The organism is Microbacterium sp. AG790 (genome assembly GCF_003634765.1).
Lineage (GTDB): Bacteria > Actinomycetota > Actinomycetes > Actinomycetales > Microbacteriaceae > Microbacterium.
The window spans coordinates 697,249-721,837 of sequence record NZ_RBWZ01000006.1; the positions used below are offsets into that span (position 1 = coordinate 697,249).

Below are 24,589 nucleotides of genomic sequence, written 5' to 3' on the forward strand. Positions count from 1 at the left end.
GATGTCCCGAACTCTGCGAAAGCGCACGATCGCCGCCTCGATCGCCGGGCTGAGCCTCGCCCTCGTCGGACTCGTCGGCGTTCCCGCCTTCGCCGCGACCGACCTCAGCCCCGCACCGGCGGTCGACGCCGCCGGCGCGCGCTACTTCGTCGACGGCGATGCCACCACCACGACGGTCACCGGCCTCGCGGCGAACACCGAGTACTACGTCGGGCTGTGCGCGAACGCCTCCTACCTCTTCGGCATCCCCGCCTGCGCCGGCTTCCAGTCGGTGACGACGGATGCCGCGGGCTCGCTGACCGCGACCGTCGTGCTGCAGAGCAACGGCGCGAACACGCATGCCAAGGCGCCCGGGCAGCCGGCGAGCGTGGACTGCACGGCGACGGACGCCTGCGCCATCAAGGTCGCCACCCACGGCAGCAACAAGCAGATCGTCGACGAGAGCGTCTCGTTCCGCGTCGACCAGTAGCCGACGCCCGACCTTCGCGGGTGGGGTCGACCGCTCGACCCCACCCGCCGATCCGCGCGTCGTCACGTCGTAGCGGCATCCGACAGCTTTCACACCCGACCGAGGTATTCCCGCATGTCCGCGCTCCGCCGCATCCCCGTCTTCGCCGCCGTCCTCGCCCTCATCGCCGGGCTTCTCTCCGTGCTCGCGCCCTCGCCCGCCGTCGCCGCGACGACCGACATCACCTCCGGAACCGTCCACTGGGGCGTCAAGGAGTCCTGGCGCAACTACATCGGTTCGGGTGTCATCATGACCGGCGGCGTCACCCGCGCCGACGACGGTGCTTTCGACTTCCCCGTCGCCGAGGGCGCGTTCGACGACGCCGGCAACGCGCTCACGCTCCGCCTCGCGGGCACGGTGCGGTTCGCGGCCTACTGCGACGACGCATCCGCGTTCACCGGCTGCCTGCTGGACTCGACGTTCTCGAACCTGCGTCTCGTCCTCACCGCCGAGCACCAGGAGATCCGCGGCGACTACGACGGCATCTCCCGCGACACCCCCGGCGGCGCGATCACCCACTACGGCGACGTCGTGATCGCGACGGTCGATGCCCTTGGCGCGACGCCGACCACGGAGGGCGGCGCCACGACCTGGCCGGCCCTGCCCACGGTTGCGGGCGACGGATTCCCCCTGTACCCCGTCGGCACCACGATGGACCCGGTGTCGCTGACCTACACCGGTCCCGGCGGCGCGCCCGACCTCGGCGAGCACTGGAGCACGCCCGGTGCGCCCGCGTTCACCGCGGGTGCGACGTGGGTGGGCGCCGCCGACCCGGCCGGCCGCGACGTCCTCGTCGGTGCGCACGCCGTGCACCTGGTGGAGCGCGCCGGAACGACCGCGACCAGCATCAGTGTGCGAGCCCTCGACCCCGCGACGCTCGCGCCCGTCGCCGTGACGCAGATCGCACTGGCGGCATCGGCGACATACGCGGTCGTCAACGACCCGGCATCCGACCGCGTGTTCGTCCTGACCCAGGTGCGGACGAACGTCGGCGGCGTGCGCGGCGGCGACGCGACCCTCACCGCGCTCACCCTGAGCGGGGACCACTACGACGCCGCCGTCGTCGGAACCATCACCGGCAGCGCGTACACCCTCAACGCGATGGCGTGGAACCCGGTGGTCGGTGAGGTCGCCATCGTCACCCAGACCCGAGGCACCGCGGCCGAGCGGTTCACCCTCACCCGTTCCGCCGGCGGCGACGGGGCGCTCTCGTCCGTTCCCATCGTGCTGCCCGCGTCGCTGACGACCGCGCAGCGTGCGGCCGCGCTGTTCGGCGCGAACACGGCGAAGGCGGGCGGCGCGCTCATCGCGCTCCGCGACGGCAGCTACCTCGCCGTCGGCGGCCTCGCCGACGGCAGGCCGCTGCCCGCGCGCCATCTCGTCGCGGCGTCGGGGTCGGCCGCGGTGTCGCTCGTGGACGGCAGCGTCCCGACGGTCCAGCCGTATGTCGCGGAGTGGAACCAGTACTTCGCGTACGAACTCGCGACCCGCGCCGCGGACGGCGGCGTGCTCCTCTACGGCGCCAACTGGACGGGCGTGGTCGGCTATCTCGACGTCGTCGACGGGACGCCGCGCATGCTGGCGAACGACGTGGCCCTCGGCATCCAGGGGTACGCCGATCAGGCGGGCTCCGACCCCGCCCACGGGCTCGACTACGTGCTCAGCCAGACCTCCACCGCCATCGACGTGCTGCGCGAGCACCGTCTGATCTCGAGCATCCCGATCGCCGGCTACGCCCGCGACGCGCTCAGCCGCGACGTGTTCGCCGTGCTGCCGGACGGCGCCGTCATCGTGCAGGTGACCGATGCCGCGACCTCGCGGCGCGCGATCCAGCGCCTCGATCTCGTCGGCACCGCCCCGGTCGTCACTGCCGACCCCGCGGACCGGACGCTCACGCTGCCCGCGGGCACCGCGGCGGCTCCGATCGCCTTCCAGGCCACCGGCTCCGGGCAGGTGCAGTGGCAGCTGCGGCCCGCGGGGGCCACGCGCTTCAGCGACATCCCCGGCGAGACCGCGCCGCTGCTCGCGCTGAACGCGACCGTGAACAGTGACGGCACCCAGGTGCGTGCCGTGTTCACGACCGCCGGTGGCCGCGTGGCCAGCGCGGTGGCGACGATCCGGGTGACGACGGCGCCGATCATCGAGGCCCAGCCGACCGCGACGACCGTCTACGCGGGTCAGCCCTACGAGTTCTCGGTTCTGGCGACCGGGAACCCCGCGCCGACGGTGACGTGGCAGCGCCGGACGGGCGACGGGTGGACGGATGTCGTCGAGGGGGTGGACGGCACGCGCCTGCGGATCGCCGCCGCCGCGGCGAGCGACGACGGCGCGGTCTACCGCGCCCGACTGACGAACAGCGTCGACACCGTCTACAGCGCGGAGGCGAGCGTCACCGTGCGCGAGCGCCCCACTGTTCCCGAGACGACCACCTACTCCGGGGTCGCCCTCGAGTGGACGGGTGCTCCGGAGTGGCAGCACCGCCCGCCGAACGGCAGCACCGCGAACTACTTCTCCGCCGGCGTCTCCGACGGCACTGCGACGACCTACCGCGTGTCCGCCGACGGTATCGAGATCCTGCAGCGGGCGTCCGACGGCGCGAGCACCGCAGCGACCTGGGACACCCGCGGTGCGCACATCGGCGCGGGCGGGCAGGCCGCTCAGGTCATGCGGTTCACCGGCGGCACGGCGGTGATCGAGGCAGGCGGGGCCACCACCATCGCCTGGCCGGGGACGGCGAGCGTCAACTTCTACGACGGTCTCGTTCCATTCACGCTGACCGCACCGCGGCTGGCCGTCGCGGCAGACGGCACCGGCACCCTGACCGCCGACCTGTCCGGCTACGCGGGGGACATGGCGAACCCCGACAAGCCCAAGGAAGCGGTCGCCGCGCGCCAGGGCGTGACCGTCGCGACGTTCCGCGGCGTCGTGGTCGACCCGCAGCGCGGCATCGTCGTCACTCCCGACTTCGCGGGCGTCGAGATCGATCCTCGCGGCGGCACCGCCCAGGTGCGGACGGGGTCGGGGTGGGGCGCGTGGCCGCAGTCGTTCGTCGACTTCCACACGACGACGCACCTGGCGGCGTACTTCTACTCCACCGGCGGATCGATGGATGCCGCGAAGCGCCCGGCATCCTTCGCGGTCGGGTTCTCGGGCGCCGGCATCCCCAGCACACCCGTGACGCCCGAGACGCCGGTGGTGACCCCGCCGGTCGTCGCGCCGAGCGCGCCGACCACGGTCGTCGCCGCGCGCGAGGGCGCGCTGCTGTGGGGCGTGAAGAGCTCGTTCCGCAGCTACATCACCGGGCCGATCGCGAAGGGGGCCATCGCGGTGTCCGGCGGTGCGAGCGCGGAGGACGGCCTCTTCCGCTTCGGCCAGACCGCCAGCGCCCTGACCGACGGGCGCGGCACCGCCAGCTACGGCGGATCCGTCCGCTTCACCGGCCACGCCGGGGTGCTGGATCTGACGTTCTCCGATCCGCAGGTGCGGATCGACTCCGCCTCCAGCGCGGCCCTCATCGTGAGCGTCGGGGGGCGGCGCACCGAACTGGCCGCGCTCGATCTGTCGGCCGGCACGCGCAGCGACGCGGAGGGCGCGATCGCCTACTCGTCGGTGCCGGCGACCCTCACCGCGTCCGGCGCGGGCGTGTTCTCCTACGGCTCGTCGCAGTTCTACGCGCCCGGCACGGTGATGGATGCCGTCACGTTCGTCGTCGGCGCGGATGCCGCCCCCGGCGCCGGCGGACAGGCGCGCACCGTCGCGGCGGCCAGCGCCGTCGCCGCGTGGGCGGCACCGGCCGACCCGCCGTCCCGGACCGGGCTGACGATCGACGCGAGGTATGCCGCGGGCGTGCCCGCCGGCGGCGAGATCTCGGCGTCGGGCGCAGGGTTCGCGCCGGGCGAGACCGACATCAAGGTCGTCGTGTACTCGACGCCGGTCATCCTCGAGCAGGCGCTCACGGCCGATGCCGACGGTGTCGCGACGTGGCGCGGACTGCTGCCGGCGACGCTGTCGCCGGGGGAGCACACGCTCACGTTCCAGGGCAAGGACCTCGCGCTCGGCGCGCCGATCACGGTGCTCGCGCCCCTGCCCGTGAGCGGCTGCACCGTGCAGGACGCGTCGATCGACTGGGGGTTCAAGGAGTCGTTCCGCTCCTACATCTCCGGATCGATCGCGCACGGCACGTGGGAGGTCTCCGACGGCGCCGCCTACACGACCCCGGTGTTCCAGTGGCGCGGCGGAACGGGCACCGCCGAGCTCACGGCCATGACCGGACAGGTCGACTTCGCCGGAACAGTGACCTTCACCGGCCACGACGGGCTGCTGCGGACCACCGTCGGAAACCCCCGCATCCGTCTCGTCGACGACGCGCACGCGCAGCTGCTGCTGGACGTGTCGGGGGTGACGATGGAGGACGCGCTCGCCGGGCGCACCGACCACGTCGTCACCGTCAGCGCGGTGCCGTTCGTCGACATCGATCTCTCGCAGGCGCAGCTCACGCGCGATGGCAGCACGCTCACCGTCACGGGTGCTCCCACGACGATCACGGCCCAGGGCTCCACGGCGTTTCCGAACTACCCCGCGGGCACCGCGTTCGACCCGATCGCCTTCTCCATCACGGTGACCGACTGCGCCGCGCAGGCGCTGCCCGGCGACAGCGGGGTCTCCGCCTCCGGCGCCTCCGCGGACGCCGCGGGGTCGGCGATGCCGGTGTGGGGATGGGCGCTGATCGGCGCCGTGGCGCTGCTGTTCGCGGCCGGGGGATCGGTCGTCACCAGCGTGGTGTCGCGGCGGCGCAGGAACACGGAGGCGTTGCAGTGACGCGCGAGCGACGACAGAGTGGATGTCATGCCGACCCTCGCTCTCCTCGTCTTCGTGATCATGGTGCTGGCGCTGATCGACGCGATCACGCGCCGTGACGACCAGGTCCGCCACCTGCCCAAGTTCGCCTGGATCGTCTTCATCGTCCTGTTGCCGCTCGTCGGCTCGATCCTCTGGTTCGCCCTCGGGAGGGAGTGGGCGCCGGCGTCGGAGGCCATGAGCTTCGGTGACCCGCGGCGATGGTCGCGCGAGCCCGAGCCGGATGCCGCGCCATCCCGCCCGCGGGACACGCGCAGCACCGAGCAGCAGCTCGCGGACCTGGAGCGCGAGGAGCGCGCGGCCCGGCTCGAGGCGGAGATCCGCCGTCGCCGGGCCGCGCAGGAAGGCGGCGGGGACTGAGCCCGCCGGCCGCCGGCGCTACTTCTTCGTGATCTTCGACTGGATCGTGCTCATGACCATGGTGTCGGCCAGCGTCGTCGTGTCGCCGACCTCGCGCCCCTCGGCCACGTCGCGCAGGAGCCGTCGCATGATCTTGCCCGAGCGGGTCTTGGGCAGCTCGGTCACGATGTAGACGTCGCGCGGTCGGGCGATCGGGCCGATCTGCTCGCCGACCCATCGGCGGAGGATGTCGACGATGCCGTCGACGTCGTGAGCCTTGAGGAACGACTCCTTCAGCACGCAGAACGCGACCACCGCTTGGCCGGTCGTCTCGTCGGCGGCGCCGACCACCGCCGCCTCGGCGACAGCCTCGTTGCCCACGAGCGCCGACTCGATCTCCGTTGTCGACAGACGGTGCCCCGACACGTTCATCACGTCGTCGACCCGGCCGAGGAACCAGACGTCGCCGTCCTCGTCCAGGCGCGCGCCGTCGCCGGCGAAGTAGAAGCCCTTGTCGTGGAACTTCTCCCAATAGGTCTCGACGAAGCGCTCGGGGTCGCCCCAGATGCCGCGCAGCATCGACGGCCAGGGCTGGGTGATGACGAGCAGCCCTCCGTTGCCGTTGCCGACGTGCGTGCCTTCATCGTCGACGACGTCGATGCCGATGCCGGGAAGCGGCACCTGAGCCGATCCCGGCTTGGTCTCGGTGACGCCGGGCAGTGCGGACACCATGATCGCGCCCGTCTCGGTCTGCCACCACGTGTCGACGATGGGGGCAGTCTCGCCGCCGATGATCGATCGATACCACATCCACGCCTCGGGGTTGATGGGCTCGCCCACCGAACCGAGCAGACGGAGCGAGGACAGATCGAACCTCTGCGGGATCTCGCGACCCAGCTTCATGAACGAACGGATCGCCGTGGGGGCGGTGTACAGGATCGTGACACCGTACTTCTCCACCAGTTCCCACCACCGACCCGGATGGGGGGTGTCGGGCGTGCCCTCGTAGAGCACCTGGGTGGCGCCGTTGGCCAGCGGGCCGTAGGTGACGTAGGAGTGTCCGGTGATCCAGCCGATGTCGGCCGTGCACCAGAACACGTCGGATGCCGGGTGAAGGTCATGCACCACGCGGTTCGTGAACGCCGCCTGCGTCAGATAGCCGCCCGAGGTGTGCAGAATGCCCTTGGGCTTTCCTGTCGTTCCCGACGTGTAGAGGATGAACAGCGGGTTCTCCGCCGGGAAGGGTCGAGCGTCGTGCTCGGCTGATGCCGCGGTGACCGCCTCGTGCCACCAGATGTCGCGCCCCTCGGTCCACGAGATGTCGTTCTCGGTGCGGCGCACGACCAGCACATGCTCCACGCTCTCCTGCGGTCCGGCACCGCGGTCTCCCAGCGCCTGATCGACGGCCGGCTTGAGAGGCGATACGCGTCCCTTGCGGTAGCCGCCGTCCGCGGTGATGACGAGCTTCGCTCCCGCGTCGTCGATGCGCGAGCGCAGGCTGTCGGCCGAGAAACCCCCGAAGATCACGGAGTGGATGGCGCCGATCCGGGCGACGGCGAGCATGGCGGCGATCGCCTCGGGAATCATCGGCAGGTAGATGGCGACGCGGTCTCCCACGCCGATGCCGAGCCCTTCGAGCACGTTCGCGGTCCGCTTGACCTCCTCGGTCAGCTCCGCGTAGGTGATGCGTCGCTCGTCGCCAGGCTCGCCCTCCCACAGCAGCGCGACGCGGTCTCCGTTGCCGGCCGCGACGTGGCGATCGAGGCAGTTGTAGGCCACATTGAGCTCGCCGTCCGCGAACCACCGTGCGAACGGCGGGTTGGTCCAGTCGAGGACCTGGGTGAACGGGGTGTGCCAGTGCAGGCTGCGAGCCTGCTCGGCCCAGAAGCCGTCGCGATCGGCATCCGCCTGCGCGTAGAGATCGGCGGTGGCGACGGCATCCGCGGCGAACTCAGGGGAGGGGGCGAACCGGCGGGTTTCATTCAGCAGGTGGTCGATCTGGCTGCTCATCTGCGCGCTCCTTTGCGGCGGTGACGGGATCGGGTCCCGGACGATTCACGAAATCTAGCGACGACGCACGACACGGCACTACCTCCGGAAGGAGGGGGCGACGGCGCCCCGCGGTGGGTCGGTGGTTCCACCGATATATCAGCTCCGACACGCCTTTTCGAGTGGAGTGGTGCGGATCGTCTGCGTAAGCTCAATGCGGCCGAACTTTGATTCAGGCAGCGCGACTCCCGACCACCCCCGATTCCGGGATGTCGCGTGGCGGCATCCCATCTCCCCCTATGGGATGCCGCCCTCTCTCTTTTCGCCCACGGGTTCCTCCCCAGGGCCGGCGGTCGATGCGTTCCTCCACGGATGCCGCCGTTCGCTGTCCCCTCGGAAGGGGCGCTCTTAGCGTCGGGGTATGTCCGAGCCGTTCATCGCCCATCGCCGCGGCGCGCGTCGCGCTCCGGAGGCGGTGCGCCGGTTCCCCGTCGACGGATGTGGCGTTGAGGCCGTCGCGGGTGCCCCCGCCGCCGCGGCGGTGCCCACGACGCCCTCAGCGCCGGTTCCGCTGCGCCGCGCGCGCCGCCGGCGCCTTCCCGATCATCCGGCCCTCGACCCGCTTCGTCACCTCCTGAGCGATCCCGACGTGACGGACGTGTTCATCAACGGCACGGACGGTCTGTTCGTCGACCGTGGGGCCGGCGCGGTGCAGGTGGTCGGATGGCGGGCGGATGCCGAGGAGCTGCGCGAGCTCGCCGTCGCGCTCGTCGGCGTCGGCGGGCGACACCTCGATGACGCGTCCCCCGTGGTCGATGTGAGGTGGGAGCACGGCGCGCGCGTGCACGCCGTGCTCCCACCCGTCTCGTGCACGGGCGCGGCCATCTCGATCCGTCTGCCCCAGGTCGAGGTTCCGGACCTCGACGAGCTCGCTCGGCGCGGCCTCTGCGATTCTGAGACCCGCCGGCGGCTCGAGCAGCTGGTGACGGAGCGCCGCAACATCCTCGTGTCGGGTGCGACGGGGGCGGGGAAGACGACGCTGCTGTCTGCGCTGCTGGGCCGCGTGCCCGCCCACGAGCGGATCGTCACGATCGAGGACGTCGCCGAGCTGCGGGTGGACCATCCGCACCACGTGCGGCTCGAGGCGCGCCAACCCAACCTCGAAGGGGCCGGCGCCGTGTCGCTGTCGCGCCTCGTGCGCGAAGCCCTGCGGATGCGGCCCGATCGCCTGGTCGTGGGGGAGTGCCGGGGCGAGGAGGTCCGCGAGCTGCTGACCGCGCTGAACACGGGCCACGAGGGCGGAGCGGGCACGGTGCACGTCGGCCGCATCGTCGATCTTCCGGCTCGACTCGAAGCGCTCGGTGCGCTCGCCGGGATGGACGACCGGGCGCTCGCCCGCCACGTCGTCAGCGCGATCGGTGTGATCGTGCACGTCGAGCGCGGTGCGGATGGCATCCGTCGCGTCGCCGGCTTCGCTCGGCCCGCGCTCGACGTGCATGGTCGGTTGGAGATGGCGGCGGTGCCATGAGCGTCCTGACGGTCGGGCCCGCGGATGCCGCCGAGACGCTCCAGCGGCTCGCCGTTCTGCTGGAGGCCGGTGTCGCGCCGGCGCGGGCGTGGACGCTGTTGGCAGAGGACGGTGATGTCACGGCGCAGCGGATGCTCGGAGACGTCGCACCCGACGGTGAAGGTGTCGGAGGCGCCCTCCCGCGTCCGGATGAGCACCCGCTGCTCGATCCCGCCGAGAGCATGCGTCGCCTCGGAGGCTGCTGGGCCGACGTCGCGGTGGCCTGGCGTGTCGCCCAGACGGTGGGGGCTCCGCTTGCGCCGAGCCTTCGTCAGTTCGCCGGCGCTCTGCGATCGGCCGCAGAGGTGCGCGACGACGTCGCCGTGGCTCTGGCCGATCCGCGGGCGACGGCGCGCCTCGTCGCGTGGTTGCCCGCTGTCGCGATCGTTCTCGGGCTCGCTCTGGGTTTCGACGTGGCCGCGGTCCTCGTGCATCCGGTCGGCATCGGCTGCGTGGTCGCCGGTGCCGCGCTCATGCTCGCGGCGCGCCTCTGGACGGTGCGCCTCGTCGCGCGGGCCGAGCCCGACCCGCGTCTGGCGGGACTGCAGAGCGAGATCGTGGCGATCGCTCTCAGCGGGGGCGTGTCCCTCGAGCGTGCACTCACCGTGACCTCCGCTGCAGGCGCCGGCGAGATTGAGACGGAGGTCCGTGCGGTGCTTCGGCTCTCGCAACGCGCCGGTGCGCGCGCCGTCGAGCTGCTGCGCGCAGACGCGGCCGAGCAGCGTCGCAGTGCGCGCACGCAAGGGCGGCTGCGCGCCGCTCGACTCAGTTCGCGGCTGCTGTTGCCGATGGGCGTGTGCACTCTGCCCGCGTTCCTTCTGCTCGGCGTCGCCCCTCTGCTGATCTCGGTCCTCAGCGGGTCGACGCCCCTCCTCCTCACGTCCGCGGGACTCGCCGCGGCCTGACGTGCCCCCGTCCATATCGAGAGAAAGCAGGAGTTCGCATGTTCCATCCTTCGCCCACCACCGTCACGATCGGCGGGCCCGTCGCCCTGCCGCCGCTCACGCTGCGACGCGCGCGCGAGCTGTACGCCGACGAGTCCGGAGCCGCCACCGCGGAATACGCCGTGGCCACCATGGCCGCCGTGGCTTTCGCTGGCCTGCTCGTCATGATCATGCGCAGCGATGAGGTCCGCGGCATCCTCACCGACCTCGTCCGCCGCGCGCTGACCGTCGCATGATCCGCCGGTGCGATGATGGCGGATCCGCGACTGCCGAGTTCGCCGTCATCGTGCCCGCGGTGGTGCTCCTGATCGCCCTGACCGCGGGGTCGCTGAGCGTGGTCGGTCGCCTCGTGCGGCTGGAACACGCGGTCGCGCAGGCCGCGCGACTCGCCGCTCGCGGGGAGCCCGGTCGCGTTGCAGAAGTCGTCGCGGCCATCGCGGATGCGCGTGTCGATGCGATTGCCGCGGAGGGTGACCTCGTGTGCGTGACGGCGTCCGCCGTCCCCGGCGTGCCGCTTCCGCTTCCTGAGCAGAGCGCGCGTTCCTGCGCACTCGTGGGAGGACGGTGACCATGACGTTCGCGGGTACGGATGACCTGTGCGCCGGAAGGGTCACCTGATGGCCGGGTCCGCCGCCGCCATCGGGGCCCTCGCGGTCGCCGCCGCCGCTGCGATGGGAGTCGGCGCGGTCGGCGCTGCGTCGGTCCACGCCGCACGTGCGGCGGGGGCGGCGGATGCTGCTGCTCTGGCCGCTGCGGACGCCGCGACCGGAGCAGCCACCGGCGTGCCGTGCGATCGTGCCGCCGAGGTCGCCGCCTCGGTGGGGGCGGATCTGATCGCGTGCACGCTCGCCGAAACGACCGCCACCGTGCGCGTCCGCGTCGGCGCCGGCCTGCTCGGCGGCGAGGCTCGGGCGCGTGCCGGACCGCCGCCGGGGCAGGAATGACCGGCCCGCTCCCAGCGTCTTCTCCATCGGGCGGTGTGTATGGTGTGCATCGGAGAAAGGACGCCACGTGGCAGCTGTCAAGAGTGCTGGGGGCAAGAAGCTCGTCATCGTCGAGTCGCCGACGAAGATGAAGTCGATCCAGGGATACCTGGGCGACGGATACGAGGTGCTCAGCTCGGTCGGTCACATTCGTGACCTTGCGGACAAGAAGGACATCCCCGCTGAGCTGAAGAAGACCTCGGTCGGAAAGTACTCGATCGACATCGAGAACGGCTTCACTCCTCTTTACGTGGAGAGCGAGCGCGGCAAGAAGACCGTCGCCGAGCTCAAGCGCGCCCTGAAGAACGCCGACGAGCTCCTGCTCGCCACCGATGAAGATCGCGAAGGCGAAGCCATCGCGTGGCACCTGCTCGAGGCGCTCAAGCCCAAGGTCCCCGTCAAGCGCATGGTGTTCCACGAGATCACGAAGGACGCCATCCGCGCCGCCGTCGACAACACCCGCGAACTCGACCTCGCGCTGGTCGACGCTCAGGAGACCCGCCGCATCCTCGACCGTCTGTACGGGTGGGACGTCTCTGACGTCACCCGACGCAAGGTCGGTCAGGGCACCTCCGCCGGGCGCGTGCAGTCGGCGGCCACCCGCCTGGTCGTCGACCGTGAGCGTGAGCGGATGGCGTTCGTCTCCGCCTCGTACTGGGACGTGGAGGCGCTCGCCGCCTCTGGACAGGAGTCCTTCGCCACGCGACTCGCCCGCCTCGATGGTGCGCCGCTGGCCCGCGGCACGGACTTCGACGACGCCGGTCAGCTCAAGAAGGCCGTCGTCGTGCTGACGGAGACGCAGGCGCGCGAGCTCGCCTCCGCTATCGAAGCGCGCGGCGACGCCACCGTCACCGCGGTCGAGGCAAAGCCCGGCACACGCAGCCCCAAGCCCCCCTTCACCACGTCCACTCTCCAGCAGGAGGCAGGACGCAAACTCTCGATGAGCGCCAAGCACGCCATGGGCGTCGCGCAGCGGCTCTACGAGAAGGGCTTCATCACCTACATGCGCACCGACTCGACCGCCCTGTCGACACAGGCGGTCACGGCGGCGCGCACGCAGGCCGTCGCCCTGTACGGCGACAAGGCCGTGCCGGCGAACCCGCGCAGCTACCGCAACAACAGCAAGAACGCGCAGGAGGCTCACGAAGCGATCCGACCGTCGGGGGAGTCGTTCCGCACCCCGGCATCCGTCGCGTCCTCGCTCGACCGCGACGAGCTTCGTCTGTACGAACTCATCTGGAAGCGCACCGTCGCCTCGCAGATGTCGGACGCCAAGTACGAGACCACCACGGTCACCCTCGAGACCGAGGCCGCCGGCCGCGTGGCCGCTTTCACCGCGTCGGGAACCGTCTACACCTTCAAGGGCTTCCTCGAGGCCTACGAGGAAGGGCGCGATGAGAAGCGGGGCGACGCGGACAAGTCCGACGATCAGTCGCTTCCGGCGCTGGCCGTGGGCGACGTCCTCTCGCTGCGCGACGTCGAGCCCAAGGGCCACGCGACGAGCCCGAAGCCCCGCTACACCGAGGCCTCGCTCGTCAAGGCGCTCGAGGAGAAGGGGATCGGCCGCCCGTCCACCTTCGCGAGCATCATCGACGTCATCATCAACCGCGAGTACGTCACCAAGCGGGGTCAGGCGCTCGTTCCGAGCTGGCTCGCGTTCAGCGTCGTCCGGCTGCTCGAGGAGCATTTCGCCGACCTCGTGGACTACGACTTCACCGCCGCCCTCGAAGACGACCTCGACGCGATCGCCCGCGGCGAGCAGCAGCGCGTGGCGTGGCTGCAGGAGTTCTACTTCGGCTCCGAGAACCACGTCGGCCTCCGTCACATCCTCGACAACCTCGGCGAGATCGACGCGCGCGAGATCAACGCCACCAAGATCGGCGACGTCGCGACCCTCCGCTTCGGACGCTACGGGCCGTACCTCGACGTGCCCAACGACGACGGAACGACCCGCATCGTCAACGTCCCCGGCGATCTGGCCCCCGATGAGCTCACCCCCGAGAAGGCGCGCGAGCTCATCGACGCCCCGATCGCCGGCGACCGCGTGCTCGGGCAGAACCCGGACAACGGGCGCGACATCGTCGTGAAGGACGGACGCTTCGGCCCCTACCTCGAAGAGGTGTTGCCCGCCGAGCCCGAGCCCGAGCCCGAGCCGGTGGTGGCTGAGGGGGCTCCGAAGAAGCGCGTCGCGAAGAAGAAGGTCGAAGCGCCGAAACCGCGTCGTGCGTCGCTGTTCAAGAGCATGTCGCCCGAGACGATCGACCTCGAGACCGCTCTGAAGCTCTTCTCGCTGCCGCGCACCGTCGGCGTCGACCCCGAGACGCAGGCGCCCATCACGGCCCAGAACGGTCCCTACGGTCCGTACCTGAAGAAGGGGACGGACTCGCGGTCGCTCACGAGCGAGGACCAGATCTTCGACATCACGCTCGAGCAGGCTCTGGAGATCTACGCGCAGCCGAAGTACGCGAACCGCGCCGCGAGCTTCCTCAAGGAGTTCGAAGCCGACCCGGTGTCCGCCAAGCCCATCCGCATCAAGGACGGCCGGTTCGGCGCGTACGTCACCGACGGCACCACGAATGTCACCATCCCGCGTGGGCAGACCGCCGATGACATCACGTTCGAGGTGGCTGTGCAGATGCTGGCGGACAAGCGCGCCAAGGGCCCTGCGCCCAAGCGCACGACCCGCCGGGCGACGACCACGCGCAAGCCGGCCGCCAAGAAGAAATGACCCGGGGGCTCTGGGTCACCTTCGAAGGCGGCGACGGCACCGGCAAGACCACGCAGGCCACGCGGCTGGAGACCTGGCTGCGCCAGCAGGGGCGCACGGTCGTGCGCACCCGCGAACCCGGCGGCACCGAGGTCGGCGTCCTCATCCGAGACATCGTCCTTCACCATCGGGGTGAGGTTTCGCCGCGGGCCGAGGCCCTGCTGTACGCCGCAGATCGCGCCCAGCACGTCGCCACGCTCGTGCGGCCCGCGCTCGCGCGCGGCGAGGTGGTGATCCAGGACCGCTATCTCGATTCCTCCGTGGCTTACCAGGGCGCCGGACGAGTGCTGGATGCCGAGCAGGTGCGCGATCTGTCGATGTGGGCGACCGAGGGAGCATTGCCGGATCTGACCGTGCTGCTGGATCTCGATCCGGCGACCGCGCGGCGCCGTCTCGATGCGGCCGACAAGCCCTTCGACCGCCTCGAGGCCGAGAAGAGCGAGTTCCATGAGCGCGTGCGCTCCGCGTTCCTCGCCCTTGCGGCGGCGGACCCCGCCCGCTTCCTGGTGCTGGACGCCGCGCTGCCCGCCGACGAGCTCGCCGCCGCCGTGCGCGCCCGTCTCCACCACCTCCTGTCCTGACCCCGCCCCCTTCGCCGAGCCGCTGTCTTCTCGCCGAGCCGCCACGCTCCGGTGCGCATGATCATGGCGGCTCGCGGGAGGGCGGGCGGGGGGACGGGGGCTTGTCGGTGCGGGCACGTAGGCTGGGGGCATGACGGCGGAGGCGGCGATTGCCACGGGGCGGGAACCGGGCGGTGGCGTGCGTGAGGTGCCGTGGGGCGAGGTGTGGGGACAGGACGAGGCGCTGCAGCAGCTGCAGGCCGCGGCATCCGATCCCAGCCAGCTCGCCCACGCCTGGCTGATCACGGGTCCGGCCGGATCGGGCCGCTCGACGCTGGCGGCGGCCTTCGCCGCCGCGCTCATCGCCGAACCGGGCGACGAGGCGGCCATGCGGCAGGTGCTCGCGGGAACGCACCCCGACCTCACGGCGCTGCGCACCGAGGGCGTCATCATCTCCATCAAGGATGCGCGGGCCCTCGTGGAACGCTCCTACTTCTCGCCGTCGCTGGGTCGGTACCGCGTCATGGTGATGGAAGATGCCGATCGCATGATCGAACGCACCAGCAACGTGCTGCTCAAGGCACTCGAAGAGCCTCCCGAGCGCACGGTGTGGATCCTCTGCGCGCCCAGCGAGGCCGACCTCCTGCCCACGATCCGCTCGCGCGTGCGCACACTGCGCCTGCGCGAGCCCGACATCGCCGACGTCGCCCGGCTCATCGTCGCCCGCACGGGTGTGGACGAGCAGACCGCCGAGCAGGCGGCGCGCCTGTCGCAGCGTCACATCGGCATGGCCGTGCGCCTCGCGACGGATGCCGACGCGCGGGCGCGCCGTGACGAGACCCTCCGCGCCGTCATGTCGGTGCGCGGAGTCGGGTCCGCGGTCGAAACAGCGGCGCGCATCGTGCAGCTGGCCACCGACGACGCGAAGGCGCTGACCACCGAGCGCGACGAGGCCGAGCGGGAGGGACTGTTGCGGACGCTCGGCATCACTCCGGGAGCCGCGGTGCCGCCTGCCGTGCGCAGCCAGCTCAGCGCGCTGGAAGACGATCAGAAGCGCCGGGCCACCCGGAGTCTGCGTGACGGCATCGACCGCGTCCTGACCGATCTCGAGTCGATGTTCCGCGACGTCCTGATGCTGCAGTTCGGCCGCGACGACGATCTCATCAACCGCGAGTTGGCCGACGCGCTGGCAGCACTCGCGGCCGCGTGGAGCGCCCCGCGGACGCTCGTCGTGCTCGACGCGATCGCCGCCACCCGCACCAACCTGGAGGGTAACGCCGCCCCCGCCCTGGCCCTGGAGAGCATGCTCGTGACCGTCGCGAGCGGGAGGACCCTGTGACCGAGACACCCCGCCGTCCCCGCCGAACCCTCATCCGCCGTGCGCTGATCGCGGTCGCATCCGTCGCCGCGGCATCCACGATGCTCACCGGATGCCTCTATGCGGCGATCCCGCCCGAGAGCGCGGCCACGCCGGCGCCGAGCCGCCAGCCCGACGTCGAGGGCGTTCCGGCCGGGTTCGAGCAGTTCTACGCGCAGACGCTGGACTGGAAGGCGTGCACCGGGAGCGATGCCGGCCGCTTCGACTGCACCACGGTGACGGCCCCGCTGGACTGGTCCGACCCTGCCGTCGGGACGATCGATCTCGCCGTCATCCGACGCGCCGCGACGGACGGGGCGCCGATCGGCTCACTCCTGACCAACCCGGGAGGTCCGGGCGCGAGCGGGTACGACCTGATCGCCCAGTCCTCGTCGTTCGCGGTGGGCTCTGCGCTGTCGAACGCCTACGACGTCATCGGTTTCGACCCCCGCGGCGTCGGCCGCTCGACCGCGGTGCGGTGCTTCGACCCGTCAGCGATGGACGCCTACCTCTTCGACATTCCCGCCGATCCGCGCGGCAGCCAGGGGTGGACCGACGAGCTGACAGCACGAAACCGCGACTTCGTCGCGGCCTGCGAGGCCAACAGCGGCGGCATCCTGCCGTACATCACGACCGACAATGCGGCGCGCGACATGGACCTGCTGCGTGCGGTCTTCGGAGACAGCAAGCTCAACTACCTCGGGTACTCCTACGGCACGTTCTTGGGCGCCACCTACGCGAAGCTGTTCCCCGAGCGCGTCGGGCGGCTCGTGCTCGACGGCGCGATCGACCCGTCGGTCTCCGGGCTCGACGTCAGCACGACGCAGGCGATCGGATTCGAGTCGGCGCTGCGGGCGTACATGGCGGACTGCCTGCAGAGCCGCAGCTGTCCGTTCTCCGGCACGGTCGATGAGGGCATGGCGGCGCTCGGCACCCTGTTGGCCAGCGTCGACCGCGTGCCGCTCACCGCTTCGGACGGCCGCAAGCTCGGCGCCGACACGCTGATGACGGCGATCATCGCCGCCCTGTACTCGCAGGACAGCTGGACGTATCTGTCCACCGCTCTGTCGGATGCCCTCGCCGGCAAGCCCGACACGGCGTTCCAGCTCGCGGACTTCTACTACGCGCGCTCCAACGGCACCTATCAGGACAACTCCACCGAGGCGTTCCGTGCCTACAACTGCATGGACTACCCGCTCGACACCGCGCAGGCCGACAAGGATGCCGCGGACGCACTCGTGAAGCAGAAGGCGCCGACGATCGCCCCGTACTGGCAGGGCGTCGACGTCTGCGAGGTGTGGCCGTATCCGCCCACCGGCGTGCGTGAGAAGATCACCGCCGATGGGGCGGCTCCGATCGTCGTCGTCGGCACGACGAACGACCCGGCCACCCCGTACGAGTGGTCGGTGTCGCTCGCGCAGCAGCTGTCTTCAGGCGTGCTGATCACCCGCCAGGGCGAGGGTCACACCGGATACAACAAGGGCAACGCCTGCGTCGACAAGGCGGTGGAGTCCTACCTCGTCGACGGCACCGTTCCGACGAACGGCCTGACCTGCTGACCGCTACCGGCGCAGCACGCGGCGGGCGAGCCCGTTGCCGAGGAACTGCACGAGCTGCACGATCACGACGATGACGAGCACCGCCGACCACGTCACCCACGGGTTGAACTGCTTCGAACCGTAGTTGATGGCGAACTCGCCGAGGCCGCCCGCGGCGACCACGCCGGCGATCGCGGTCATGTCGACGAGGGCTACTACGACGAACGTGTAGCCGAGGATGAGGGGACCCAGCGCTTCGCGCGGAACGAGGCGGAAGAGGATTCGCGACCGGCTGGCACCGGCCGCGCGCGCCGCCTCGATGACGCCGGGGCGCACCGTGAGCAGGTTCTGCTCGACGATCCGACTGATCGCGAACAGGGACGCGATCGTGATCGCGAAGATCGCGAACGGCACCCCGATGCCGGGCAGGCCGATGCCGCGTGCGACCGGTTGGATCGCGAGCAGCAGGATGATGAACGGGATCGGTCGGAACGTGTTGACGATCACGTTCAGGATGCCGAAGACCACCGGGTTCGCGAAGAGGCTGCCCGCGCGAGTGGCGTACAGGGCCATGCCCAGGACGAGGCCGAGCGCTCCTCCGAACAGCAGCGCCGCGGTCGCGACGTAGAGGGTCTCGAGGGCCGCGTCCCACAGCAACGGCAGGAGCTCGATGAGCCTATCCACGGGTGTCCTCCTCGATCAGCGGTGCGTGGACGGATGCCGCGACGAGCGCGGAGGCGACGGCATCCTCGTCCCCGGTCACGGCGAGGGTCAGGTGGCCGAACACCTGCCCGGCGATGTCATTGATGCCACCGTGCACGACCTCGAAGCGCACGCCGTGGGCGGACAGTGCGGCGAAGACGTCGGCCTGCGCTGCTCCTTCCGTCACGTTCAGCGTGACGATCCGTCCGTCGTGGCGTGCCCGGAGCGCGGCGAGCTCGTCCCCGCGGGGAACATCGTCGATGACGCTCGCGACGAAGCAGGCCGTCGCGGGGTGCTGCGGCGCAGAGAGGATGTCGAAGACGGGCCCCGTCTCGATGACTCGGCCGTGTTCCATCACGACGACCCGGTCGGCGAGGCTGCGGATCACCTCCATTTCGTGCGTGATGAGCACGATCGTCACACCGAGCTCGCGGTTGATCCGCCTGAGCAGGCCGAGCACCTCCTGTGTGGTGTCGGGATCGAGCGCGCTCGTGGCCTCGTCGGCCAGGAGGATGCGGGGATTCGTCGCGAGCGCACGGGCGATGCCGACGCGCTGCTTCTGCCCGCCCGAGAGCTGCTCGGGGTACGCGCGCGCACGCGCCGTCAGCCCGACGAAGTCGAGGAGCTCCGCGACGCGGTGACGGATCTCGTCGCGCGGTCGGCCGGCGACCTCGAGAGGGTAGGCGACGTTGCCCGCGACGGTGCGGGAATCGAAGAGGTTGAACTGCTGGAAGATCATGCCGATGTCGGCCCGCAGGCGACGAAGCTGCCGCTCGCCGAACCGCGTGATGTCCGCGCCGTCGATCTCGACCGTCCCCGACGTCGGGGTCTCGAGTGCGTTGAGCAGCCGCAGCAGGGTGGACTTGCCGGCTCCCGAATAGCCGATGACCCCGCACACCTCCCCGGCGGCGATCTCGAGCGAGACGTCGTCGAGGGCGACGACCGGTGCGGCGCCCTTCGTCTGCGGGGGATAGGTCTTGGTCGCGGAGGTCAGCCGGATGAAGCTCATGAAATCTCGCTCGGGTCGGTGGTCGGCACGCACGTGTGTGCGGCCCGGCGAGAGAGCCCGGCCGCACACCGCGATGGTCACTGCGTCGCGCGGATGTCGTCCTCGGTCTTCTTGAGCGCGCTGACGAGGTCGGCGACCGGCGTCTTCAGCAGCACGGCGCTGCCGCCGGATGCCTCGAGCACACCCTGCTGCACCGATGCCGTCTCCTGGTAGATCTTCACGAGCTTCTGGTACGTCGGGTTGTCGGCATCCTTCGCCTTGGCGGCGAAGATGTTGATGTACGGGAAGGCCGCGGGATCGGACGGGTCGTCCTGCGCGAGAAGCTGGTCCTTGGCCAGTCCGGACTTCGCGACGAAGTCGTTGTTGACGACGGCTCCGGCGAAATCGGGGAGGGAGGATGCCGTGAAGTCGGCGGCCACGGCCTCGACCTTCGCCTTGGACCCGGGCTGGATGTCGGCGGGGGTGGAGAAGATCGAGCCGCCGTCCTTGAGCGAGATCAGCCCGGCCGACTGGAGCACGAGAAGCGCGCGGGCCTGATTGGATTCGTCGTTGGGGATGGCGATGGTGCCGCCGTCGGGGATGTCGGCGACGCTCTTGTACTTCGTCGAGTACAGGCCCAGCGGGTAGATCGCGGTCGCGCCGACCGGAACCAGATCGTCGCCCGCCTTCACGTTGTAGGTCGCGAGGTAGATGATGTGCTGGAACTGGTTGAGGTCGAGTTCGCCCGCGGACAGGGCCGGGTTCGGCTGGTCGTAGGCGTCGAAGTTCACGATCTCGACGGTGATCCCTTCGGCGGCCGCGGCATCCTTGTACGTCTGCCAGTACGGGTCGCCCGCGCCGACGACACCGATGCGGACGGGACCCTGCGCGCCGGCGGTGCCGTCGGCGGGAGCGGCGGCACCGGACGCGCAGGCGCTCAGCAGCAGGGCGAGGGGAACGGCCAAGATGGCGGCCAGGGACTTTCGGGACATGGTGGTGCTCCTTGTGGATCGGGGCACCGCATCGCGCGGGATCTCTCGGCTGTCCGCGCTCGCCTCGTTGCGGTGCCTGATCGACGGTAGGCAGAGTTCATCTGCGCTGCAGAATCGCTGCGTAACATGGCGACACCGCCCGGGTGGGCCCGTCGTCTTCGTGGTTCGCGACGAGGCTTGAGACCCTGTAAGATCGATCATCGTGCATGGCGCTCCGGCTCCTTGCGCCGCCTTAGCTCAGACGGCAGAGCGATTCACTCGTAATGAATAGGTCAAGGGTTCGATTCCCTTAGGCGGCTCCACTTCTTCACCGACATCGGGGAGACCCATGGATCACGCGATCGACGCGCTGATCGAGATCTTCACCTGGGTGGGTTTCGGTGCCTTCTTCGTCCTCGCGATCGCCGTCGTGGTCGCCTGGGCGGCAGACGGGACGTGGCTGCCGGCGGAGGCCATCATCGACCGTGACGGCGGTGATCCGATCGTCCGCTGGTTCGACGCAGACGGTGACGCCAACAGTGCGCCGTTGTCTGCGTCCGACGCCGCGGTCATCGGCGACGTCGACGCGGCATCCATCTGGTATCGCCATGGCTGGCAGGGGCGCATGCGCCTGCAGCGACGGCCCGCCGGACTGCGCGCGCTGACGTGGTCGGCAGCGGGCATGCTCGCGTTGGGGGTCGTCAGTCTCGTCGCGGGATGGGTGCTCTACTTCGCCCGCGGCTGAGGGCGGCGCGCGCCCGCAGATCGGGGTGGCGCACTCGGATTATTACTAGATAAGCTAGCGACATGACTGGTCGCACCGACACCCCCACCCGCTGGCTGCGTATCGGCATTCCTGTGCTGCTCGTCCTCATCTGGTTGGTGGGCGGCTCCATCGGTGGCCCGTACTTCGGCAAGGTCGACGAGGTCGCCACCAACGACCAGTCCTCGTTCCTGCCGTCGTCGGCGGAGTCGACGCAGGTGCAGGAGCGGCTCTCGCAGTTCACCGGCGGCGACAGCATCCCGGCCGTGGTCGTCGTCACCGGTGAGGGAGCGCTGAGCGCCGCACAGCTCACCCAGATCAGCGAGCTGGCGACCACGATCTCCGGTGTCGACGGCGTCGAGCAGGTCTCGCCGGCCATTGCGTCCGAGGATGGCGAAGCGGTGCAGTTCTTCGTGCCGATCTCGACCGCCGGCGACGTCGGTGAGACGGTCACCGCGGTCCGCGAGAGCATCGAGAAGAACCTGCCGACGGGTCTGGAGGCCTGGGTCACCGGGCCCGCCGGCTTCACCGCCGACCTGGTGGCCGGGTTCCTCGGCATCGACGGGATTCTGCTCGCCGTCGCGCTCGGCGCCGTGTTCATCATCCTGGTGATCGTCTACCGATCGCCACTGCTGCCCATCCTCGTGCTGCTCACCTCGACGTTCGCCCTGTGTGTCGCACTGCTGACGGTCTGGTGGCTGGCCAAGGCCGGCATCTTCGTGCTCAACGGACAGGTCCAGGGCATCCTCTTCATCCTCGTGATCGGTGCCGCCACCGACTACGCCCTGCTCTACACGGCACGCTTCCGCGAAGCGATCGGCACGGGGGCGAAGCGCTGGGATGCCGCGCTCATGGCCTGGCGCGGCGCCTTCGAGCCGATCATCGCCTCCGGCGGCACCGTCATCGCGGGCCTGCTCTGCCTGCTGCTCAGCGACCTCGCCAGCAACCGCGCGCTCGGGCCGATCGCCTCGATCGGCATCGCCTTCGCGGTGCTGTCCGCCCTCACCTTCCTGCCCGCGCTGCTCGCGATCTTCGGCCGGGCGGCCTTCTGGCCGTTCATCCCGAAGGGTGCCGACGGTGACCCGGGCGACAACGCCGAGCGTCTGGTCACCGACCCGAACGCTCCTGTCCGCGGCTTCTGGGGTCGCCAGGCGCGCCTGGTCGCGCGCCACGCGCGGCCGGTGTGGATCATCTCGACGGTCGTGCTGCTCGCGGCATCCGTCGGGGTGCTGCAGCTCAAGGCCGACGGCGTGCCGCAGAGCGACCTGGTGCTGGGAGCCTCGCAGGCTCGAGACGGGCAGGACGTCCTCGCGCAGCACTTCGCTGCGGGGTCGGGGAGCCCCGCGTATGTCGTCGTACCCCAGGATCGCGTCGCGGATGCCGTGACCGTGCTCGAGAAGGCGCCCGGCGTCGAGTCCGTCGCGGCGACCGCCAAAGACACCGCCTCGGGTCAGGTCGGCGTCTCGGTGCAGGGCGGCACCCCGGTGTACACGCTGGCCGGTCCGCCGAGCGCCACCCCGCCTGAGCCGACGGTGGTCGACGGTGACGTGCTGCTGGTGGCGACGCTGTCGGATGAGGCCGACTCGCTCGCGGCGGAGCAGACCGTGCGCGACCTGCGGACGACCTTCACGAGCGAGCTCGGCGCGAACGTCGCACTGGTCGGTGGCCCGACGGCGATCGATCTCGACACGAACGACACGTCGATCCGCGACCGCACTCTCATCATCCCGGTGATCCTGGCGGTCATCCTCGTCATCCTGATGCTGCTGCTGCGGGCGGTCGTCGCCCCGGTCATCCTGATCCTGAGCGTGATCCTCTCGTTCGGTGCTGCGCTCGGAGTCAGCGCGCTGGTCTTCGACAACCTGTTCCACTTCCCGGGAGCCGATCCGGCGGTGCCCCTGTACGGCTTCGTCTTCCTCGTGGCGCTCGGCGTCGACTACAACATCTTCCTGATGTCGCGCGTGCGGGAGGAGTCGAAGCGTCACGGCACCCGGCCCGGCATCCTGCGCGGACTGGTCGCGACGGGCGGCGTGATCACGTCGGCCGGACTCGTGCTGGCGGCCACCTTCGCCGCGCTCGGGGTGATTCCGATCCTGTTCCTCGCCCAGCTCGCGTTCATCGTCGCCTTCGGGGTGCTGCTGGACACCTTCGTCGTGCGCTCGCTGCTGGTGCCGGCGGCGACCTACGACCTCGGGCGGCGGATCTGGTGGCCCTCGCGGCTCGCGCGCTCGGACCTCGACGCTGCTCCGAACTCCTCCATTCCGGCGGCGGAGGCCGCGACACGCAGGTCGCGGCGGCAGAACCGGAACGACGCCCGGGAGTTGTGAACGGGCAGCGCTGACCGCAGCGGTGTCGAAGGGTTAGCCTCGGTGGTATGACCAGAGCACTGTTCATCGTCGATGTCCAAAACGACTTCACGGAGGGCGGAGCGCTCGCCGTCGCCGGTGGCGACGCGGTCGCGCGCGGCCTGACGGCATACCTGTCCGCCCACGCCGGCGACTATGACCTCATCATCGCCTCGCGCGACTGGCATGAAGGCCACACCGACAACGGCGGTCACTTCGCGACCGATGCCGCCCCCGACTTCGTCGACACCTGGCCGGTGCACTGCGTCGCCGACACGCCCGGGGCCGACTACGACGCCGAACTCGTCACGGATGCCGTGACCCACCATGTGAAGAAGGGACAGGGCATGCCCGCCTACTCGCTGTTCGAAGGAACCACGGATGCCGGTGAGAAGGTGTCGTCGCTGCTGAGCGTGCACGGCGTCACGGACGTGGACGTCGCGGGGCTTGCCACCGACTACTGCGTGCGCGCGTCAGCGCTCGACGCGATCGAACACGGACTCCACGTGCGCGTTCTCACGGAGCTCGTCGCGGGTGTCGCGTCGGAGACCTCCGCTGCTGCGCTTGCTGAGCTCGCTCACGCGGGCGCCGAGCTGGTCGGAGTGGCAGCGTGAGCGCCCCGGCCGGCTGGTACCCCGACCCGGCCGACGCCGCGGCCCGCCGCTGGTGGGACGGGACGCAGTGGACGGCGCAGACCGCCCCGGCGCCCCGGTTCGGCGAGTATGCCCCCACGCCCGGAGCGCCGACCAGCGCCGTCGCCCCTGCAGCGCCCGTCGGGCCGCCGGCTCCCAACCCGCAGGCGGCACCGGCCGCGGGTGGCTCTGCGGTGTATGCCGCCGCACCCGCCTACGTGGGCCCGGGGTCCACCCCGCCTGTCGTCGATGTTCCGACCAGTACGGTGTGGGTGTGGCTGGCGATCGCCGCATCGGTGCTGCCGATGCTGTCGATCTTCCTCATCGACTGGAACGGCTACATCTCGGCCGTCGTGGCGATGTCGCGCGAGGCGTCGTCGGGCATGACCGGCGTGCCGACGGAGCTGATGTCGTGGGAGGCGCGCACGATCGGGATCTCGCTGATCGGATGGCTGTTCTACGCCGCATTCGTGATCTTCAGCTGGCTCGACTGGCGTGAGCTGAAGCGTCGCGGCGTTGTCGCTCCGTTCAGCTGGGCGTGGTCGTTCTTCGTGCTGGTCGGCCTCGGGTCCGCGGTTTACATGATCGGCCGCGCCGTGGTGCTGCGCCGACGCACCGTGGCCGGTGGCTGGGCGCCGCTGTGGACGTGGATCGCCGCCACGGTCATCGCCTTCATCGCGTCGATATCCCTCGTCGTGTGGGTCATCGGAGAGATCGTGCAGGCGGTGTCCTTCACCGTCCAGGGCAGCTGATCGCGGCATCCGAACCGGGGCAGGCGG

20 protein-coding genes and 1 tRNA gene are annotated in these 24,589 nt (G+C 70.6%); 17 read left to right on the plus strand and 4 right to left on the minus strand.

Annotation, left to right across the window (positions count from 1 at the left end; translation table 11 throughout):
• The first annotated feature begins 1 nt into the window (after position 1).
• The 3 genes from DEU37_RS03830 to DEU37_RS03840 all read left to right on the plus strand — a co-directional run bounded on the left by DEU37_RS03830 (position 2) and on the right by DEU37_RS03840 (position 5,725).
• Positions 2-469: a neocarzinostatin apoprotein domain-containing protein gene (locus DEU37_RS03830; protein WP_121189317.1), complete on the plus strand. Its 468-nt coding sequence runs from the start codon at positions 2-4 to the stop codon at positions 467-469.
• 114 nt (positions 470-583) lie between these two features.
• Entirely contained in the window at positions 584-5,326 is a 4,743-nt protein-coding gene (locus tag DEU37_RS03835) for an HtaA domain-containing protein (protein WP_121189318.1), read from the plus strand.
• Positions 5,327-5,353: 27 nt separating this feature from the next.
• Positions 5,354-5,725, plus strand: a complete 372-nt coding sequence (locus tag DEU37_RS03840; RefSeq protein ID WP_121189319.1) for a PLD nuclease N-terminal domain-containing protein — start codon at positions 5,354-5,356, stop codon at positions 5,723-5,725.
• Between the two features lie 18 nt (positions 5,726-5,743).
• Here the strand turns inward: DEU37_RS03840 and acs are convergent, their stop codons facing one another.
• Entirely contained in the window at positions 5,744-7,714 is a 1,971-nt protein-coding gene (gene acs, locus DEU37_RS03845) for an acetate--CoA ligase (RefSeq protein ID WP_121189320.1), read from the minus strand.
• 400 nt (positions 7,715-8,114) lie between these two features.
• On the opposite strand from acs, the gene DEU37_RS03850 reads away from it, so the two are divergent.
• The 9 genes from DEU37_RS03850 (at position 8,115) to DEU37_RS03890 (ending at position 17,430) form a co-directional block, all read left to right on the plus strand.
• On the plus strand, positions 8,115-9,221 hold the full coding sequence (locus DEU37_RS03850; RefSeq protein WP_121189321.1) for a TadA family conjugal transfer-associated ATPase: 1,107 nt from the start codon (positions 8,115-8,117) through the stop codon (positions 9,219-9,221).
• Entirely contained in the window at positions 9,218-10,165 is a 948-nt protein-coding gene (locus tag DEU37_RS03855) for a pilus assembly protein TadB (protein ID WP_121189322.1), read from the plus strand. Before DEU37_RS03850 ends, DEU37_RS03855 begins: the two co-directional genes overlap by 4 nt.
• Before the next feature lie 38 nt (positions 10,166-10,203).
• Positions 10,204-10,440 (plus strand): DUF4244 domain-containing protein, encoded by a 237-nt coding sequence (locus DEU37_RS03860; protein ID WP_121189323.1) that lies wholly within the window; start codon positions 10,204-10,206, stop codon positions 10,438-10,440.
• A complete protein-coding gene (locus DEU37_RS03865; protein WP_121189324.1) occupies positions 10,437-10,772 on the plus strand; it encodes a pilus assembly protein in 336 nt (111 codons plus the stop codon). Before DEU37_RS03860 ends, DEU37_RS03865 begins: the two co-directional genes overlap by 4 nt.
• A 49-nt stretch (positions 10,773-10,821) precedes the next feature.
• Positions 10,822-11,148 (plus strand): helicase, encoded by a 327-nt coding sequence (locus DEU37_RS03870; protein ID WP_121189325.1) that lies wholly within the window; start codon positions 10,822-10,824, stop codon positions 11,146-11,148.
• A gap of 127 nt (positions 11,149-11,275) precedes the next feature.
• The gene (gene topA, locus DEU37_RS03875; RefSeq protein ID WP_396652194.1) at positions 11,276-13,915 is read left to right on the plus strand and encodes a type I DNA topoisomerase; all 2,640 of its coding nucleotides are present in this window, start codon (positions 11,276-11,278) and stop codon (positions 13,913-13,915) included.
• Positions 13,912-14,535, plus strand: coding sequence for a dTMP kinase (tmk, locus tag DEU37_RS03880; RefSeq protein ID WP_121189327.1), 624 nt, complete (start codon positions 13,912-13,914; stop codon positions 14,533-14,535). Before topA ends, tmk begins: the two co-directional genes overlap by 4 nt.
• A gap of 130 nt (positions 14,536-14,665) precedes the next feature.
• On the plus strand, positions 14,666-15,853 hold the full coding sequence (locus DEU37_RS03885; RefSeq protein ID WP_121189328.1) for a DNA polymerase III subunit delta': 1,188 nt from the start codon (positions 14,666-14,668) through the stop codon (positions 15,851-15,853).
• A complete protein-coding gene (locus tag DEU37_RS03890; protein WP_121189329.1) occupies positions 15,850-17,430 on the plus strand; it encodes an alpha/beta hydrolase in 1,581 nt (526 codons plus the stop codon). Before DEU37_RS03885 ends, DEU37_RS03890 begins: the two co-directional genes overlap by 4 nt.
• A 3-nt stretch (positions 17,431-17,433) precedes the next feature.
• Here DEU37_RS03890 and DEU37_RS03895 read toward each other — a convergent pair whose 3' ends face one another.
• The 3 genes from DEU37_RS03895 to DEU37_RS03905 form a co-directional block, all read right to left on the minus strand.
• Positions 17,434-18,093 carry a methionine ABC transporter permease gene (locus DEU37_RS03895; RefSeq protein WP_121189330.1) on the minus strand — a complete coding sequence of 220 codons (660 nt, stop codon included), beginning with the start codon at positions 18,091-18,093 and terminating at the stop codon, positions 17,434-17,436.
• On the minus strand, positions 18,086-19,120 hold the full coding sequence (locus DEU37_RS03900) for a methionine ABC transporter ATP-binding protein (protein WP_121189635.1): 1,035 nt from the start codon (positions 19,118-19,120) through the stop codon (positions 18,086-18,088). The genes DEU37_RS03895 and DEU37_RS03900 overlap by 8 nt, the downstream gene beginning before the upstream one ends.
• 77 nt (positions 19,121-19,197) lie before the next feature.
• Positions 19,198-20,091, minus strand: a complete 894-nt coding sequence (locus DEU37_RS03905) for a MetQ/NlpA family ABC transporter substrate-binding protein (protein ID WP_121189331.1) — start codon at positions 20,089-20,091, stop codon at positions 19,198-19,200.
• A gap of 226 nt (positions 20,092-20,317) precedes the next feature.
• Between DEU37_RS03905 and DEU37_RS03910 the strand changes: the two genes are divergently transcribed.
• The 5 genes from DEU37_RS03910 (at position 20,318) to DEU37_RS03930 (ending at position 24,562) form a co-directional block, all read left to right on the plus strand.
• Positions 20,318-20,393: transfer RNA gene (locus DEU37_RS03910), tRNA-Thr, on the plus strand.
• 26 nt (positions 20,394-20,419) lie between these two features.
• Positions 20,420-20,815 (plus strand): hypothetical protein, encoded by a 396-nt coding sequence (locus DEU37_RS03915; protein ID WP_121189332.1) that lies wholly within the window; start codon positions 20,420-20,422, stop codon positions 20,813-20,815.
• A 62-nt stretch (positions 20,816-20,877) separates the two neighbouring features.
• Positions 20,878-23,160, plus strand: a complete 2,283-nt coding sequence (locus DEU37_RS03920) for an efflux RND transporter permease subunit (RefSeq protein WP_121189333.1) — start codon at positions 20,878-20,880, stop codon at positions 23,158-23,160.
• Between the two features lie 47 nt (positions 23,161-23,207).
• Positions 23,208-23,792, plus strand: a complete 585-nt coding sequence (locus DEU37_RS03925) for an isochorismatase family protein (protein WP_121189334.1) — start codon at positions 23,208-23,210, stop codon at positions 23,790-23,792.
• Positions 23,789-24,562 carry a DUF2510 domain-containing protein gene (locus DEU37_RS03930; protein ID WP_121189335.1) on the plus strand — a complete coding sequence of 258 codons (774 nt, stop codon included), beginning with the start codon at positions 23,789-23,791 and terminating at the stop codon, positions 24,560-24,562. Before DEU37_RS03925 ends, DEU37_RS03930 begins: the two co-directional genes overlap by 4 nt.
• The last annotated feature ends 27 nt before the right edge of the window (positions 24,563-24,589 follow it).